Origin of the sequence: Micromonospora citrea, from assembly GCF_900090315.1 — a bacterium.
GTDB classification, from domain to species: domain Bacteria; phylum Actinomycetota; class Actinomycetes; order Mycobacteriales; family Micromonosporaceae; genus Micromonospora; species Micromonospora citrea.
In genome coordinates, this window is the sequence record NZ_FMHZ01000002.1 from 2,541,156 (window position 1) to 2,555,367 (window position 14,212).

The 14,212-nt window shown below is 75.2% G+C and carries 14 protein-coding genes; 3 read left to right on the forward strand and 11 right to left on the reverse strand.

Annotated features, from left to right (window positions below; translation table 11 throughout):
- Positions 1-24: 24 nt before the first annotated feature.
- The 7 genes from GA0070606_RS11525 to GA0070606_RS11555 form a co-directional block, all read right to left on the reverse strand.
- Positions 25-402, reverse strand: coding sequence for a type II toxin-antitoxin system death-on-curing family toxin (locus GA0070606_RS11525; RefSeq protein WP_091097716.1), 378 nt, complete (start codon positions 400-402; stop codon positions 25-27).
- Entirely contained in the window at positions 399-602 is a 204-nt protein-coding gene (locus GA0070606_RS11530; protein WP_013731632.1) for a ribbon-helix-helix domain-containing protein, read from the reverse strand. Before GA0070606_RS11530 ends, GA0070606_RS11525 begins: the two co-directional genes overlap by 4 nt.
- A 36-nt stretch (positions 603-638) precedes the next feature.
- On the reverse strand, positions 639-1,580 hold the full coding sequence (locus tag GA0070606_RS11535; protein ID WP_091097720.1) for a Ppx/GppA phosphatase family protein: 942 nt from the start codon (positions 1,578-1,580) through the stop codon (positions 639-641).
- 198 nt (positions 1,581-1,778) lie between these two features.
- A complete protein-coding gene (locus GA0070606_RS11540; protein ID WP_091097724.1) occupies positions 1,779-5,174 on the reverse strand; it encodes a S8 family serine peptidase in 3,396 nt (1,131 codons plus the stop codon).
- A 106-nt stretch (positions 5,175-5,280) separates the two neighbouring features.
- Positions 5,281-6,444: a CU044_5270 family protein gene (locus GA0070606_RS11545; RefSeq protein WP_091097728.1), complete on the reverse strand. Its 1,164-nt coding sequence runs from the start codon at positions 6,442-6,444 to the stop codon at positions 5,281-5,283.
- Positions 6,445-6,455: 11 nt separating this feature from the next.
- Positions 6,456-7,001, reverse strand: a complete 546-nt coding sequence (locus tag GA0070606_RS11550; RefSeq protein WP_141721648.1) for an RNA polymerase sigma factor — start codon at positions 6,999-7,001, stop codon at positions 6,456-6,458.
- 166 nt (positions 7,002-7,167) lie between these two features.
- Positions 7,168-8,160: an ArsR/SmtB family transcription factor gene (locus tag GA0070606_RS11555; protein WP_091097735.1), complete on the reverse strand. Its 993-nt coding sequence runs from the start codon at positions 8,158-8,160 to the stop codon at positions 7,168-7,170.
- Positions 8,161-8,256: 96 nt separating this feature from the next.
- Between GA0070606_RS11555 and GA0070606_RS11560 the strand changes: the two genes are divergently transcribed.
- Positions 8,257-9,159 carry a CE1 family esterase gene (locus tag GA0070606_RS11560; protein WP_245724654.1) on the forward strand — a complete coding sequence of 301 codons (903 nt, stop codon included), beginning with the start codon at positions 8,257-8,259 and terminating at the stop codon, positions 9,157-9,159.
- An 83-nt stretch (positions 9,160-9,242) separates the two neighbouring features.
- On the opposite strand, the gene GA0070606_RS11565 is transcribed toward GA0070606_RS11560, so the two are convergent.
- From GA0070606_RS11565 to eno, 4 genes are read right to left on the reverse strand one after another with little or no spacing between them, the layout of a single operon-like run.
- Entirely contained in the window at positions 9,243-9,800 is a 558-nt protein-coding gene (locus GA0070606_RS11565) for an amino-acid N-acetyltransferase (RefSeq protein ID WP_091107606.1), read from the reverse strand.
- 2 nt (positions 9,801-9,802) lie between these two features.
- A complete protein-coding gene (locus GA0070606_RS11570; RefSeq protein ID WP_091107608.1) occupies positions 9,803-10,360 on the reverse strand; it encodes a DUF501 domain-containing protein in 558 nt (185 codons plus the stop codon).
- Positions 10,361-10,394: 34 nt separating this feature from the next.
- Positions 10,395-11,036, reverse strand: a complete 642-nt coding sequence (locus tag GA0070606_RS11575; RefSeq protein ID WP_091107611.1) for an FtsB family cell division protein — start codon at positions 11,034-11,036, stop codon at positions 10,395-10,397.
- A gap of 32 nt (positions 11,037-11,068) precedes the next feature.
- On the reverse strand, positions 11,069-12,352 hold the full coding sequence (gene eno, locus GA0070606_RS11580; protein ID WP_091097739.1) for a phosphopyruvate hydratase: 1,284 nt from the start codon (positions 12,350-12,352) through the stop codon (positions 11,069-11,071).
- Positions 12,353-12,585: 233 nt separating this feature from the next.
- On the opposite strand from eno, the gene GA0070606_RS11585 reads away from it, so the two are divergent.
- Positions 12,586-13,278, forward strand: coding sequence for a hypothetical protein (locus tag GA0070606_RS11585; protein WP_091097743.1), 693 nt, complete (start codon positions 12,586-12,588; stop codon positions 13,276-13,278).
- Positions 13,275-14,210: an NAD(+) diphosphatase gene (locus tag GA0070606_RS11590; protein ID WP_091097746.1), complete on the forward strand. Its 936-nt coding sequence runs from the start codon at positions 13,275-13,277 to the stop codon at positions 14,208-14,210. The genes GA0070606_RS11585 and GA0070606_RS11590 overlap by 4 nt, the downstream gene beginning before the upstream one ends.
- Positions 14,211-14,212 lie beyond the last annotated feature (2 nt).

Consider the following 14,212-nt stretch of genomic DNA (forward strand, 5'->3'; position numbering starts at 1 on the left):
TGCGACAGAATTCCTGTCGATGGCTCAGACATAGAGCTTGCGGAGCTCACGAGCGATGTCAGAGACCTCGGTGAGCGTGCCACCGGCCACCGACATCACGAGGGCCTCGGCCTGATCGACGTCGACATCCTGGATCGGCACCTCGTTGAGGGCCAGAAACACACGCGCCGCCGCCCAGGCGAGACGCTTGTTCCCATCGATCAGCGCGTGGTTCATGCGGACCGAGTGCAGCAGCGCGGCGGCCTTGGTCCAGAGATCGGGGTAGGCCTCCTGGCCGAACGCCACGGTGGCCGGGCGGACCACCGCCGACGAGAGCAGACCGAAGTCACGGACCTGCGGCGTCTCACCCAACACGATCGAGGCGATCTCCATGAGATCGTCGACCTCGAGATAGTTGGTCACTCTGCCAACCGTCGCAGCAGTTCGGCGTCACGCTCGGCGACCTCCCGCGCAAGATCCCGCACGCGGGCACGATGATTGCGCGCCGAGACGTACTCCTCGACGGCCACGACGATGGTGGCGTTCATCGACCGGTGCTCCTGCTCGGCGAGCTGCTTGAGCCGTTCGTGCAGTCCGTCAGGGAGATTGACGGTGGTAACCATATGGAAATCATACCGGCGACACGCAGGGGAAACCACCTATCCCGAGGTCGCCGCCAGCGACCAGGCGATGCCGTCGAGGATGTCGTGCTCGCTGGCGACGACCGACGCCATGCCGGCCCGCTCCATGATCACCCGGAGCACCAGGGCGCCCGCGCCGATGACGTCGGCACGGCCGGGGTGCATCACCGGGATCGCGAGCCGCCGCTCCCGGCTCCTGCCCAGCAGGTCGGCCGTCACGTCGGCCACCGCCTCGTACGACACCCGGGCGTGGTGGATGCGGTCCGGGTCGTACTCCTGAAGGCCCTGGGCGATGGCGACCACGGTGGTGACCGACCCGGCGAGCCCGACCAGCGTGGCGGCCTGCCGTCCCGGCACCGCCTCCAGCGCCCGGTCGACCGCGACGGCGATGTCGGCCTGCGCGGCGGCGACCTCGTCCAGGCCCGGCGGGTCGCCGTGCAGGTGCCGCTCCGTCATCCGGACGCAGCCGATGTCCATCGAGACGGCCGCCTCGACGCCGCCGGCGCGGGTGCCCACGACGAACTCGGTCGAGCCGCCACCGATGTCGACGACCAGGTAGGGCTCGCGCGCGTCGGCGGGCAGCCCGCGCACCGCCCCGGTGAAGGAGAGCCGGGCCTCCTCGTCGCCGGTCACCACCTCGGGCGTCACGCCGAGGGTCCGCTCGACCATCTTGCGGAAGTCGGCGGCGTTGGAGGCGTCCCGGGACGCCGACGTGGCGCACATCCGGACCCGCTCCGCGCCGAGCTTCTCGATCTCGGCGGCGTAGGAGGCCAGCGCGACGCGGGTGCGCTCGATCGCCTCCGGGGCCAGCCGGCCCGTCCTGTCGACGCCCTGGCCGAGGCGGACGATCTCCATCCGCCGGCTCAGGTCGACCAGTGGCGCCTCCGGCCCGGCCGAGGGGTCGGGCAGGTCGGCGACCAGCAGTCGGATCGAGTTGGTCCCGCAGTCGATGGCGGCCACACGCGTCGTCACGGCAGCAACCCTACGTCAGCGCCGCCCGTGCCCGGCGGTCGTCCTGGGGCCGACGGCTCGGCGGCGAGCAGCGCCGACCGCCCGCGCCGGCAGCCCCGGGGCGGCGCTCGACGAGGGCCGCGCGTGCGTTGCGGGGGGTGCGGACCGGCCGACGCAGCCGGCCGGTCCGCACCCCCGCCGGAGGCGCTAACGGAGCAGGTAGGCCCGGATGACGGTCTGCTCGACCCGGCCGCCCCGGCTGTCCGTGGCGGTGGCCCGCAGCGACACGTGTCCGGCGTCGGCCGGATGCGTCACCGCCGCCGTCCAGCTCCCGCCGGAGCCGACGACCGGCGCGGCCCGCCAGGTCGCCCCGTCGTCGTACGACACCTGCACGGTCAGGCCGGTGACCGTGCCGGCGGCCGAGCCGGGCTGGTGCTCGACCCGGATCGGGATCAGGAACGGCTTCCCGGCCGGGGCGGTGCGGCCCGCCGCCAGGACAGGGGCGTACCGGACCGACAGCAGCGGCAGGAACACCGGCAGGGTGCTCGCCTGGTGCCGGGAGCGGAAGGTCCACACCGACGAGACCTTCGTCGAGACGTCCGCGGAGCTGGACCGGTCCACCGCCGCCTCCAGCCGGTACGTCGCCTCCTCCGGCGGCACGTCGGCGCGCAGCAAGCCGTACCGACCGTGCTCGGCGACCAGCTCGCCGTCGCGGTAGAGCGCGGTGCGGCCGCTGTCCTGCCGCATCTTCGCCCCCGACAGGCTCATCCGCCCGGTTGACGGGTCGACGAGCAGGCCGTCGTCGACGATCACCTGGCCCGTGGAGGTGCGCCGTGCCCCCTGCAGGATCTCCGCCGGCCGGTCGCCGAAGGCCGGGGCCAGCACCGCCCCGTTCCAGCTGTCCCGATAGGTCCTGCCCCGCCGGTAGCCGTCCGCGAAGTCCGCGAGCGTGAGTTCCGTGAACCGCTGGTCGTCGAACTGGACGAGGAACCGGGACCAGGTCGTGTCGCCGTTGTCGTGGTAGTGGTCGACGCGACTGCCCGGCAGCCGCAGGTCCTGGGTGACGATGAACCCGGTGGCATCCCTCGCCCCCGAGCCGGTCGCGCCGAAGTGACCCGCCGGCCCGTGGTAGGTGTTCACGACCGTCGCCACGTCCGTCTGGCGGATGCGGCGGGTCAGGCCGGTCGGCAACGCGCCCGGGGTGATCCAGCCCAGGTGGTACGCGTACGGGCTGTCCGTGAAGCCGCCGTCGGCGTCGGCCCTGGCCCAGCCGGCGGAGATGTCGGACTGGAAGGTGTCACCGGTCGTCGCCGGCCCGACCTGTGCGGTGAACAGGTTGTCGAAGCCCCGGCGCAAGCTCGTCCAGCCGACCGTGGTCTCCTCGACGGGGTAGGGCGCGTTGACCCGGTAGCCGATGTCCGCGTGGGTGAAGCTGGCGGTCGGTTCCGGGACGGTGGCCGTGACCGGCCGGCCCGCACGGGCGTCGAGCACGAGGCGGGTGTCCCTGTCCAGGCGCAGCTTCGGCTGGGCGAGCAGGGTGATGGTCTCCGTCTCCTGGTACGGGTCGGTGAAGACCAGCGCGCCGACGGTGTAGTCGCCGGCCGGCAGCCGGGTGGTGTGCTCGCCCGGGCTCCACTCCACCACGCTGGAGTGGTCGGCCCACGAGGTGATCACGGTGGTGTGGTCGGTGGCGTCCGCGCCGTGACGGTCCAGCGCCCGCGTCGTCAGCGCGTACCGTTCGACGTCGCGCAGCACCGACAGCAGCGTGGCGACGGCCGGCCCGGTGTCCGGCGTGGCGGTGACCCGCCCGGCGTACCGGCCGTCCGGCGCGCTGACCGAGGTGTCCACCGTGACGGTCACCGCCGCCGTCCCGCCGGCCGGCACGGTGATCCGCTGCGGGCTGACGGCGACCATCCGCTCCGGCGCGGGCGACCCGTCCGGCCCGGCCAGCGTGGCCGCCAGGTCCAGCGTCACCGGCGCGGCCCCGTCGTTGCGGTAGGTAACCGTCCGGGTCATCGGGGCGTCGTCCTCGTGCGGCCACTCCTGCGCCCCGAAGTTGAGGCTGCCGGAGTCCGGCACGACGCCCGCCGCGAGCGCCGTACGGAGGTCGACCCGGCCCGCCCCCTGCGCGGTGGCGTCCACGCCGGACAGTCCCGTCGCGGTGGCGACGAGCGCCGCCTTGAGCTGCGGACCGGTCCAGTCCGGGTGCCGCTGCGCCAGCAGCGCCGCCGCCCCGGCGACGTGCGGCGCGGCCATCGACGTGCCGCTCGCCCGCGCGTACCGGTCGCCGACGGGATCGGACGCCTCCGGCGGCGCCTGGCCGGAACGGGCGGCCACGATGTCGACACCGGGTGCGGCGATCTCCGGCTTGGTCCCGCCGTCGCCGAGCCGGGGGCCGCGGCTGGAGAAGTCGGCCACCGCGTCGTCCCGGGTGCTGGCGGCCACCGACAGGGCCGCCTCGGCGGTGGAGGGCGTACCGACCGTACTGGCGCCGAGGCCGCCCTCGTTGCCGGCCGCCGCCACGAAGAGCGTGCCGTGCTGCGCGGTGAGCCGGTCGACCGCCTCCTCGAGCAGGTCCACCTCGGCGGTGTCCGTGCCGCTGATGCTCATGTTGACCACGTCGGCGCCCCGCTCGGCCGCCCACTGCATGCCGGCCAGCATTGCCGACTCGGGGCACGACCGGTCGGCGCAGACCTTCCCGACGAGCAGCTCGGCGTCCGGGGCGACGCCCCGGTACCTGCCGTCCGAGGCCGCACCGCTGCCGGCGATCGTGGACGCGACGTGGGTGCCGTGCCCGATCACGTCGCCGTCCTCGGCGGCATCGGTGAAGTTGCGGCTCTCCCGGATCCTGCCGGCGAGGTCGGGGTGCCCGGCGTCGGCGCCGGTGTCCAGGACGGCGACCGTCACCCCGCGCCCGGTGAGCCCGGCCTGCCAGGCCGCCGGCGCGCCGATCTGGGCCGTGCTCCCGTCCAGACTGAGGGTGAGCCGGCCGTCCAGCCGGATCGACTCGACGCCGCCGGCCAGGGCCACCGGCCCGCCCCCGTCCGCCTTGCGGGCGGAGCCGACCAGGGCCGACCACCAGGCGCCGGCGTCCCGCTTGGCGGTCCGGGCGGCCAGGGCGTTGACCGCCGTCGCCTCGCCGGTCAGCCGCGCCCGGTGCCGCCGCACCCAGTCGCGGGTGCCGGCGCGGGCCGCCTTGTCGCGGTAGCGCACGAGCAGCGGGATGTCGTCGTGCCGCGCGTCGTCGTAGCCGGCGGCGAGCAGCGTGGTCACGTCGAACAGCCGCCGGTCCAGTCGGCCGGCGGCGAGCAGGCCGACGGCGTCGCCGGGGACGACCAGGTCGTGCCCGTCGACGCGCTGACGGAGGAAGCCGACCCGTTCCCGCCCGGCACCGGGCCGGACCGAGACGACCCCTTCGCCGCGGATCTCGACGAGGTCTCCGGTGATGAGCGTGACCGAGCGTGGGGTGGCCTCCGCCGCGGGCGGAGGGGCGGTCCGGGCCGCGACGGTCGTCCCTCCGGTCGCGGCGGCCGGGGTGGACGGGTTGACGGTTGACACGACGGCGAGGCAGGCGGCGATCGCCAGCCACCGTGGACGTTTCACGGAATCTCCTCTGCGGAGCGGCCGCCGGCCGTTTCGGACGCCGGCGGGGACGGCGACGGCCGGCCGCCCCCGAGCGCGGCCGGCCGTCGGTGTGCGACAGGTGTCGCTACTGCTGCGGCAGGGTCGGCACCCGCGGCGCGGCGTCGGACCACTCCGCGGTCAGCACCAGGGTGCTGCTCTCCTTGCCGCCGAACGCCGGCGCGTCCTTCGGGTTGGACACGATCTTGCGCGCGAGCAGCCGGTGGGTCGCCGTGTCGACGATCAGCCACTCGGTCTCGGAGCCGCTGCGGAACTCCACGCCCTGGCCGGAGCGGCCGCGCTCGTCCTGGACGGTGCCGAGGCTGCGCACGCCGGGGATGTCGGCGAGGACCCGGAACGCCGCGGCGCGCACCTTCGGCGGGGCCGGCGTGTCGAGCAGCAGCCGGCTCAGGAAGCCGAAGAGCATGCGGTCGCCCAGGGCGCTGCCGGGGGCGTACCCCATGTCCTCGCCCGTCCGGATCCGCTCGGCCACCCAGCCGCGCAGCGCGCCCGGCTCGGTCGGCAGTTGCCGGACCTGCTCCAGGGTGAGCTGCCCGAGGTCCTCCAGGTAGCGGGGCGGCTCGGGATCCCGGGAGAGGTCGCCCTTGCCCGGCCGGGTCGACAGGACCAGCTTCGACGGGCCGTCGACGTCGAGGCGCCAGCTGGTCGGGGAGCCGGCCGCGCGCCAGGCCCGCTCGTCCTCGGCGCCACGCGGCCGTGCCCCGAGATCCCGGAACCCGGTCCAGCTCGCGTCGCGCGGGTCGCCGGCGTCCCAGCTCTCGTTCACGCTGCTGCGCAGCAGCGAGTACGCGTCGTCGCCGGTGCCGATCCGGGTCGGGCCGTACACGTCGACCGTCTTGACGTGCCAGTACCTGCCGGTCTCGGCGGGCGCCTGCTCCGCCCGGCCGGCCGCGGCGAGCAGGATGTCGCGCGCCGTCAGCGTCGTGCCCGCGCCGGCGCTGTGCGTCGCTCCCGGCTGCCCGCCGGCCACCGGCGGGACGGTCGTCCCCGCGTCCTGCGGCGCCGCGACGATCGACACCGCCAGCACCCCGGCCGCGGCGGCCCCGGCGAGCCCGGTGGCGAGGAAGGACCAGCGCAGCGCCGGCCGGGACGCCCTGGCCCGGTCGACTCCGGCGGGGTCGCCGGCCGAGGCGGCCGTGACGACGCCGTCCAGTGCCCGCCGTCCCGCCTCGCTGCGCGCCCACCCGGTCGAGTCCGGCCGCCCGCGACGCACCAAGTCGTCGACGTTCATAACGATCTCCTTCACGCTGTCACTGGCTTGTGGATGGCCGACGAGGCCTCGTACTCGTTCTTGACGACCCGCTCGTAGGCGGCACGGAACCGGCTGCGGGCCCGGTGCAGTCGAACCGCGTAGGTGGGCCGGGAGATGCCGAGCACCCGCGCCGCCTCCGCCGCCGTCAGGTCGAACCACGCGGCCGTGACCAGCACCTCGCGGTCCCGCGCGCCGAGCGCGTCCAGCGCCTGCCGCACCTGGTCGCGGAGCGCGACGTCGTCGGCGAGCCGGTCCGGCCCCGCCTCCGCGACGCTCGCGGCGGCCATCCGCTCGTCCAGCGCGGTGGCGGCGGCATCCTGCCGGCGGCGGGCCAGCACCAACCGGCGCGCCACCCCGAACAACCAGGCCCGCTCCTCGCCCGCCCGGACCTTGTCCAGTGACCGCCAGGCCACCAGGAACACCTCGCCCACCACGTCCGCGGCATCCTGCCTGCCGACCCGCCAGGTCGCGTACGCATGGATGTCGTCGGCATGTCGGCGGAACAGCTCGCTCACCCGCTCTTCACGGCCTTGCATCACACCTCCGCAGATCGCCCTGTCGCGGGTACTTGTCGGCGTCGGCGCCACGGATTACAGGCACGGCGCGGAAAGTTCCGGAGTTCCGTGCGCGACACCGGCACCAGAGCGACGCGGGCGTCGACGCCCCCCGGCCGCACGGGCGGCGGGCCGCAGGGCGGCGAGGTCAGCCGTGGCCGGCCGGCGGGTCGTCGTTCCGGTCGAGCAGCCCGGAGCCGAGCGGCGTCAACCGGTGCAGCACCGCCCCGCCGTCCCGGATGCTGCTGACCAGGCCGGCCGCCCGCAACGCCCCCGCGTGCTCGGACGCGGAGGAGAGGCTTATCCCGAGGTCCCGGCCGAGGCTGGTGGTGGTGTGCCGACCGGGCCCGGCGAGCCGGCGCAGCACCGCCGCCCGGGTCGTTCCGAGCAGCCGGCCGAGCGGGTCGGCGGCGCTCGTGGTCACCCGGCGGGGCATCGGCGCGGGATACACCACCAGCACGGGGCGGTCCGGTTCCACCAGCACCCGGGGGTGCGGGCCGGCCAGCGGCGAGGGCAGCAGGATGAGGCCGTGGCCGGTGCCGGAGACCGTCGCGCTCCACCAGGTGCGCACCGTCAGCGTCGGCGTCTCCCACCGGATCGCCGGGTGCAGCGCGTTCAGCAGGCCGTCCAGCCCGTGCGTGGCGAGGCGCCCGGCCGCCTCCGCCACCTGGTGCCGGTGCGCGTCCGCCAGCTCGGCCCAGTGCGGCCCGAGCACGCCGTCGTGCCACGTGCCCAGCGCCCGCCCGAACAGCGCCATGGCCTCGGCGTCGGCCTCGGCGAACCGCCGGCGCAACGGTGACACCGCCAGGTCGGCGTACGCGGCGGCGACCTCGGCCCGGATGCGCCCCGCCGGGGTCGCCCGGATCGCGTCGAGACCGGCGGCCACCGACTCCAGCCCGTCGAAGGGGGTGAGGAAGTCCGGGAGCCGCCCGCGTGCGGGCAACAGGTGCCGCAGCACGGCGGCGGCGGCCCGGACGCGGCCCACCGCCGCCGCCGCGCCCGCCGCCGGCCCCGGCATCGCCGGCGCGGTGTTCGGGTCGTGCAGCGCCTGACAGGCCAGCAGGGCCGTCCCGACGGGGTGCAGACGGTCGGCGAAGCGGACCCGGCACAGGTCCGCCGGTCCCAGGCGGAGGCGGAGCATGCCAGCAGACTGCCTGCCTTCGCCCAGGACCGAAAGGGTTGACCCGCCCCCGGCCCCGATTCCAGTGTGGACGCCGGGTCACGGAGGGGGCGGGGCGTGCGACGGACGGTGGCAGTGCTGACGGGGCTGATGGTCGCCGCCGTCGCGGCGGCGTGCGGCGACGGGCACCGGGAGCGACCCGGCGCGGCGCCCGTCCCGTCACCTTCGGGGGCCGTCGAGCGCCCCGCCGCCGGCGACCACCGGCTGAGCCTGCCGCACGACGGGGCCGACCGGAGCTATCTGCTGCACGCCCCGCCCGGCTACGACCCGGCCCGGCCCACCGCGCTGGTGATCGCCCTGCACTTCTATCCCGGCAGCGGCGAGGGCCTGCGCGAGACGACCGGGCTGGACGCGGTCGCCGACCGGGAGAATTTCCTCGTCGCCTACCCCGACGGGCGCGACGGCGGCTTCAACGCGCTGATCTGCTGCGGGTCCGCCGACGACGTCGGGTTCCTCCGGGCCCTCACGGAGCACCTGGTGCGCACGTGGCGGGCCGACCCGGACCGGATCTACCTGACGGGGATCTCCAACGGCGGCGACATGAGCTTCCGGGCCGCCGTCGAGCTCCACGGGACCTTCGCGGCCATCGGCGTGGTCAGCGGCGGCTACAGCGGCCCCCGTACGGTCCCGGACGACTACGTGCCCGAGCAGCCGGTATCGGTGATCACGTTCATCGGCGGCCAGGACCGCTACGCCGAGGTCTTCACCTCGGGCGTCCGGACCTGGCAGCGGCGGCTCGGTTGCCGGCCGACGCCCGGCACCCCACCGGCGGGCGCGGCGGGCGTCACCCGCACCGACGCGCGCTGCGCCGACGGCAGCGACGTCACCGTCTACACCCTGCCGGACATGGGTCACTCCTGGCCCGGGGCCCGGGCCGGCCAACTCGCCGCACCCGACGCGGGTCTCGTCGCGACCGAGCTGGTCTGGGACTTCTTCGCCGCCCACCCGCGCCGCGCCTGACGGCGGCAGCCGCGCCGGACCCGACCGCCGGCACCGTGCGGCGGACCCGACCGGCGGCAGCGCGCCGGGAGGGGGCGCGGCGGTCAGAGGCGCAGCAGCATCCGGGTATTGCCGAGGGTGTTCGGCTTGACGCGTTCCAGGTCCAGGAACTCGGCGACACCCTCGTCGTAGGAGCGCAGCAGTTGCTCGTAGACCGGCTGCGGCACGGGCGCGCCGTCGATCTCGGTGAACCCGAACGAGCCGAAGAACCGTGTCTCGAAGGTGAGCACGAAGATCCGGGACACCCCCAGCTCGCGGGCGGCGTCGATCAGCTCCGCGACGATCCGGTGACCGAGCTTGCGGCCCCGGCAGGACGGGTCCACCGCCACCGTCCGGATCTCGGCCAGGTCCTCCCACATCACGTGCAGCGCGCCGCAGCCGACCACCGCGCCGTCGTCCGCCCGGACCGCGACCCGGAACTCCTGCACGTCCTCATAGAGGGTGACGGTGGCCTTGCTCAGCAGCCGCCGGTCGTCGGTGTAGGTGTCGACCAGCCGGCGGATGCCACGCACGTCCGAGGTGCGGGCCCGCCGCACCACGACGTCGTCCGCGCCCGGCACCGCCTCGCCCGCGCCCGGCACGGCCTCGTCCGCCCGCGCCATCGTCAGTCGGCCGCCGGCACGTCCACGCAGGGCCCGGCCGCCCACCACTTCTCCACGAGCGCCAGCGTCTCGTCGCCGAACGGGTTGACCCCCGGCCCGGCCCCGAGCGCGTGCCCGAGGTGCACGTGCAGGCACTTCACCCGGCCGGGCATGCCGCCGGCGGAGATGCCGGCGATCTCCGGGACCTCGCCGATCGCCTCCCGGCGGGCCAGGTAGTCCTCGTGCGCGGCGCGGTAGCGGGCGGCCAGCTCCGGATCGGCGGCCAGCCGGTCGGCCATCTCCCTCATCAGCCCGGCCGACTCCAGCCGGCTGCACGCCGCCGTGGCGCGGGGGCAGGTCAGGTAGAACAACGTCGGGAAGGGCGTGCCGTCGGCCAGGCGCGGCGTCGTCTCCACCACGTCGGGCAGGCCGCAGGGGCAGCGGTGGGCGACCGCCCGGGTGCCCCGGGGCGGGCGGCCGAGCTGCGCGGCCACCGCGGCCAGGTCGGCCTCCGTGGCCGGCTCGCGCTTCGGCGGGGGTACGGAGTCCGCCGCCGGCTCCTGCGGTGGTACGACAGTCACGGTGCCCATCTCTCGTTCGGTGCTCGGGTGGTGCTCACTTGTCGGGCTGCTCGCCGTTGGCGGCCCGCACGCTGGACCAGAGGGTGTCGTACCAGGGGTCGGGCGTGGCGGGCTTCCCCGGGTTCGCCGGCCGGCCGGCGTCGCGGGCGGCGCCCTCCGGGTCGGAGAGCACGACCAGCAGCGTCTCGTCGGGGCGGACCATGAAGAACCGCTCCCGGGCCTTCGTCTCGATGTACGCCCGGTCCTGCCACTTGGCCGCCTCGGCGGAGAGCTCCTCGATCGTCCTGCGTTGGGCCGCCTGGGCCGCCTCCATCCGCTCGATGTCGGCCTGCTGGTCGAGGTAGACCCGCACCGGGTAGGTGTAGGCCAGGGCGAGCGCGATCAGCACCGCGAAGAGCACGGTGGCCCGCCCGGTGAAGCCTCGGGAGTGGGGCGCGGTGAGCCGCTTGACCGTGCCGCCGGCCGCCGTACGACGGGCGGCGGCGGGCCGGTTCGCGGAGCGTACGCCCTCGGCTCCCCGGGCCGACCCCGGCGCGCGGCCGGCGGTGGCGCGCGGCTCGGCGCGGACGCCGCCGTCGCGGACCGACGCCCGGGCGCCCCGGGCCCCGCCCGGCCGGCCGGAGTGACCCGGCCGGCGGGCGGGACGCTGACCACCCGGTGTGCGGCGCTGCTGCATCGTCACACCCCTCTCCCGAGGATCGGCGGGTCTCAGGCCGAACGGTAGCGCGGGAAGGCGCCCGCCCCGGCGTACCGCGCCGCGTCGGCCAGCTCCTCCTCGATGCGCAGGAGCTGGTTGTACTTCGCGACCCGGTCCGAGCGGGCCGGGGCACCGGTCTTGATCTGGCCGCAGCCGGTCGCCACCGCCAGGTCGGCGATGGTGGTGTCCTCGGTCTCGCCGGAGCGGTGGCTCATCATGCACTTGAAGCCGGCCCGGTGGGCCAGGTCCACCGCGTCCAGGGTCTCGGTCAGCGACCCGATCTGGTTGACCTTGACCAGCACCGCGTTGGCGGCCTTCTCGGCGATGCCGCGGGCGATCCGCTGCGGGTTGGTGACGAACAGGTCGTCGCCGACGATCTGGATGCGGTCCCCGACGGAGGCGGTGAGCGTCTGCCAGCCGGTCCAGTCGTCCTCCGACAGCGGGTCCTCGATCGACACGATCGGGTAGTCGCCGATGAGCTTGGTGTAGTAGTTGCTCATCTCCTCGGCGGTCTTCGCGACGCCCTCGAAGGTGTAGGTGCCGTTGTCGAAGAACTCCGTGGCGGCCACGTCGAGCGCGAAGACGATGTCGGTGCCCAGCCGGTAGCCGGCCTTCTCGACCGCCTCGGCGATCAGGTCCAGGGCGGCGGAGTTGGTGGGCAGGTTGGGCGCGAAGCCGCCCTCGTCGCCCAGCCCGGTGGAGAGGTCCTTCTTCTTCAGCACCGACTTGAGCGCGTGGTAGACCTCCGCGCCGGAGCGCAGCGCCTCGCGGAAGCTGGGCGCGCCGATCGGCGCGATCATGAACTCCTGGATGTCGACGTTGGAGTCCGCGTGCGCGCCGCCGTTGAGAATGTTCATCATCGGCACCGGCAGCAGGTGCGCGTTCGGGCCGCCCAGGTAGCGGAAGAGGCTCAGCTCGGCGCTGCCCGCCGCGGCCTTCGCCACCGCCAGGGAGACGCCGAGGATGGCGTTCGCGCCCAGCTCCGACTTGCTGTCGGTGCCGTCGACGTCGAGCATCTTCTGGTCGATCAGCCGCTGCTCGCTGGCCTCGTAGCCGATCAGCTCGTCGACGATCTTGTCCTCGATGTTCGAGACCGCCTTCTCGACGCCCTTGCCCTGGTAGCGGTCGGCGTCACCGTCACGCAGCTCGATCGCCTCGAAGGCGCCCGTGGAGGCGCCGGAGGGCACCGCCGCGCGGGCGATCGTGCCGTCGTCGAGCCCGACCTCGACCTCGACGGTCGGGTTGCCCCGCGAGTCCAGGATCTCCCGCGCGACGATTCCCTCGATGGTTGCCACTGAGTCGCTCCTCGTTTGTGTGTTCCGGTCCGGTATGGGCCGCGACGGTGCGGCTGAGGCACGTGTTGAACGCAGCGTATCGGGCCGCCGTCGGGCGCGGGCGGTGCGGTCGCATGCGGGACCGGCCCGGAGCCCGCCCTCCGAGGGCGTCACACACGGACATTCCCGGATTCTCGGGCCTCAACCGGCAACTGGTTTGCGCGCGGTTGACCCGATCGGCCACGCTGTTCCCCATGCCCGCCGCCTCGACCACCCTCCGCGTGCTCGCCGTGTCGGTCATCGCGTCGCTCACCGTCACCGGCTGTCAGACCCTGGACGACGCCGGCCGGGCGCTCGGGCGGTCCGATCTCGTCAACGACATGGCCTCCCGGCTGGACCAGGCGCTCGAGCTGACCTACTCCGCCGACTACCTGCTCGCCGGCGGGCAGACCGCCACGATGGCCCAGGCGCAGGACCCGGCCCGCTCCGCCTACACCTGGCCCGGCGGCCGGCTCACCGTGACCCCGGAGGCCACCGCCCGCTGCGAGACCACCGCCGGTAAGGCCACCTGCACGCTGGAGGCCCCGCCCGCGCCGAACGCGAAGCCCTCGGTGGCCCTGTTCACCGAGGCGAAGCGGCAAGGGCTGGTCACGCCGCCGGTCGTCGTGGGGCTGCTGACCGCCGCCGCGCTGGACCCGGACGCCGTGATCGCCCAGAGCAGCACCACCCTCGCCGGCCACCACGCGAGCTGCGTCGACGTCGAGCAGGCCGCCGGCGAATTCACCGCCTGCGTGACCACCGACGGGGTGCTGGGCAGCTTCACCGGCCAGGTCGACGGCAGGCCGGTCGAGCTGGCGCTGACCCGCTACCGCGAGGCGGTCGACGGGGCCGCGTTCGAGCTGCCGACCGGCGCCGGCGTGGTGGACCGCCGACCCGCCACCTCGTGACCGACCGGCCGACCGGCCTCGCCCCGGGAGCCGGCGACGACACCCCGCCGGCCCACCGCCTCACCCCCGGCGACGACACCCCGCCCGTCGCGACCTCCGACGGCTTCGTCCCCGGGGCCGGCCGCGACACCCCGCCGGCCCCCACCGACCTGGCCCTGCCGGTCGCCGGGCGCAAGCTGCTGACCCGCGCCGACGGCGCCGTCCTGCGCGTGGCCGACCTGCCCGCCGGGACCGGCTGGGTGCCGCTGGGCACGCTGGGCGGCGTACCGGCGTGGGCGGCCGAGCCGGCCGCGCCGCAGGAACTGCCGGGACGCTGGCGCGGCTGGGCCGCGCTCGCCGCCGAGGCGTCCGAGCCGCTCGCCGCGCTGGCCGGCCGGGCGCTGACCGTGGTCACCTGGCGGCGTACCCACCGGTGGTGCGGGGCCTGCCGGGCCGAACTGGCCGACGTGCCCGGTGAGTCGGCCCGGCGCTGCCCCGAGTGCGAGCTGTACGTGCCGATGCGCCTCTCGGCCGCCGTGCTGGTGGCGATCACCCGGCCCGGCCCGGCCGGTCGCCCCGACGAGCTGCTGCTGGTGCGGCACTCGTACGGGCCGACGGCGCTGTGGGCGCTGGTCGCCGGGTTCGTCGAGTCCGGCGAGACGCTGGAGGCGGCGGCCCACCGCGAGGTCGGCGAGGAGGTCGGGCTGACGCTGACCGGCCTGTCCTACTTCGGCAGCCAGCCGTGGGCGTTGTCCGGCCCGAACGTGCTGCTCACCGGCTTCACCGCCACCGCCGACGCGGGTGCCGAGCCGGCGGTGGACGGGCGGGAGCTGACCGAGGCGCGCTGGTTCCCGCTCGACGGGCTGCCGGCGGAACTGCCGCCCGGGTACTCGATCTCGCGGTGGCTGATCGACGCGACGGCGGCCGGCGGGCGGCGCCGCCCGAGGCCCTAGCG

Excerpts from the sequence above, each read along its gene's own strand:
- GA0070606_RS11550 (WP_141721648.1), bottom strand. The coding sequence starts at position 7,001 with ATGCAAGGCCGTGAAGAGCGGGTGAGCGAGCTGTTCCGCCGACATGCC.
- GA0070606_RS11555 (WP_091097735.1), bottom strand. The coding sequence starts at position 8,160 with ATGCTCCGCCTCCGCCTGGGACCGGCGGACCTGTGCCGGGTCCGCTTC.
- GA0070606_RS11575 (WP_091107611.1), bottom strand. The coding sequence starts at position 11,036 with ATGCAGCAGCGCCGCACACCGGGTGGTCAGCGTCCCGCCCGCCGGCCG.
- GA0070606_RS11585 (WP_091097743.1), top strand. The coding sequence starts at position 12,586 with ATGCCCGCCGCCTCGACCACCCTCCGCGTGCTCGCCGTGTCGGTCATC.
- GA0070606_RS11530 (WP_013731632.1), bottom strand. The coding sequence starts at position 602 with ATGGTTACCACCGTCAATCTCCCTGACGGACTGCACGAACGGCTCAAG.
- GA0070606_RS11565 (WP_091107606.1), bottom strand. The coding sequence starts at position 9,800 with ATGGCGCGGGCGGACGAGGCCGTGCCGGGCGCGGGCGAGGCGGTGCCG.
- GA0070606_RS11545 (WP_091097728.1), bottom strand. The coding sequence starts at position 6,444 with ATGAACGTCGACGACTTGGTGCGTCGCGGGCGGCCGGACTCGACCGGG.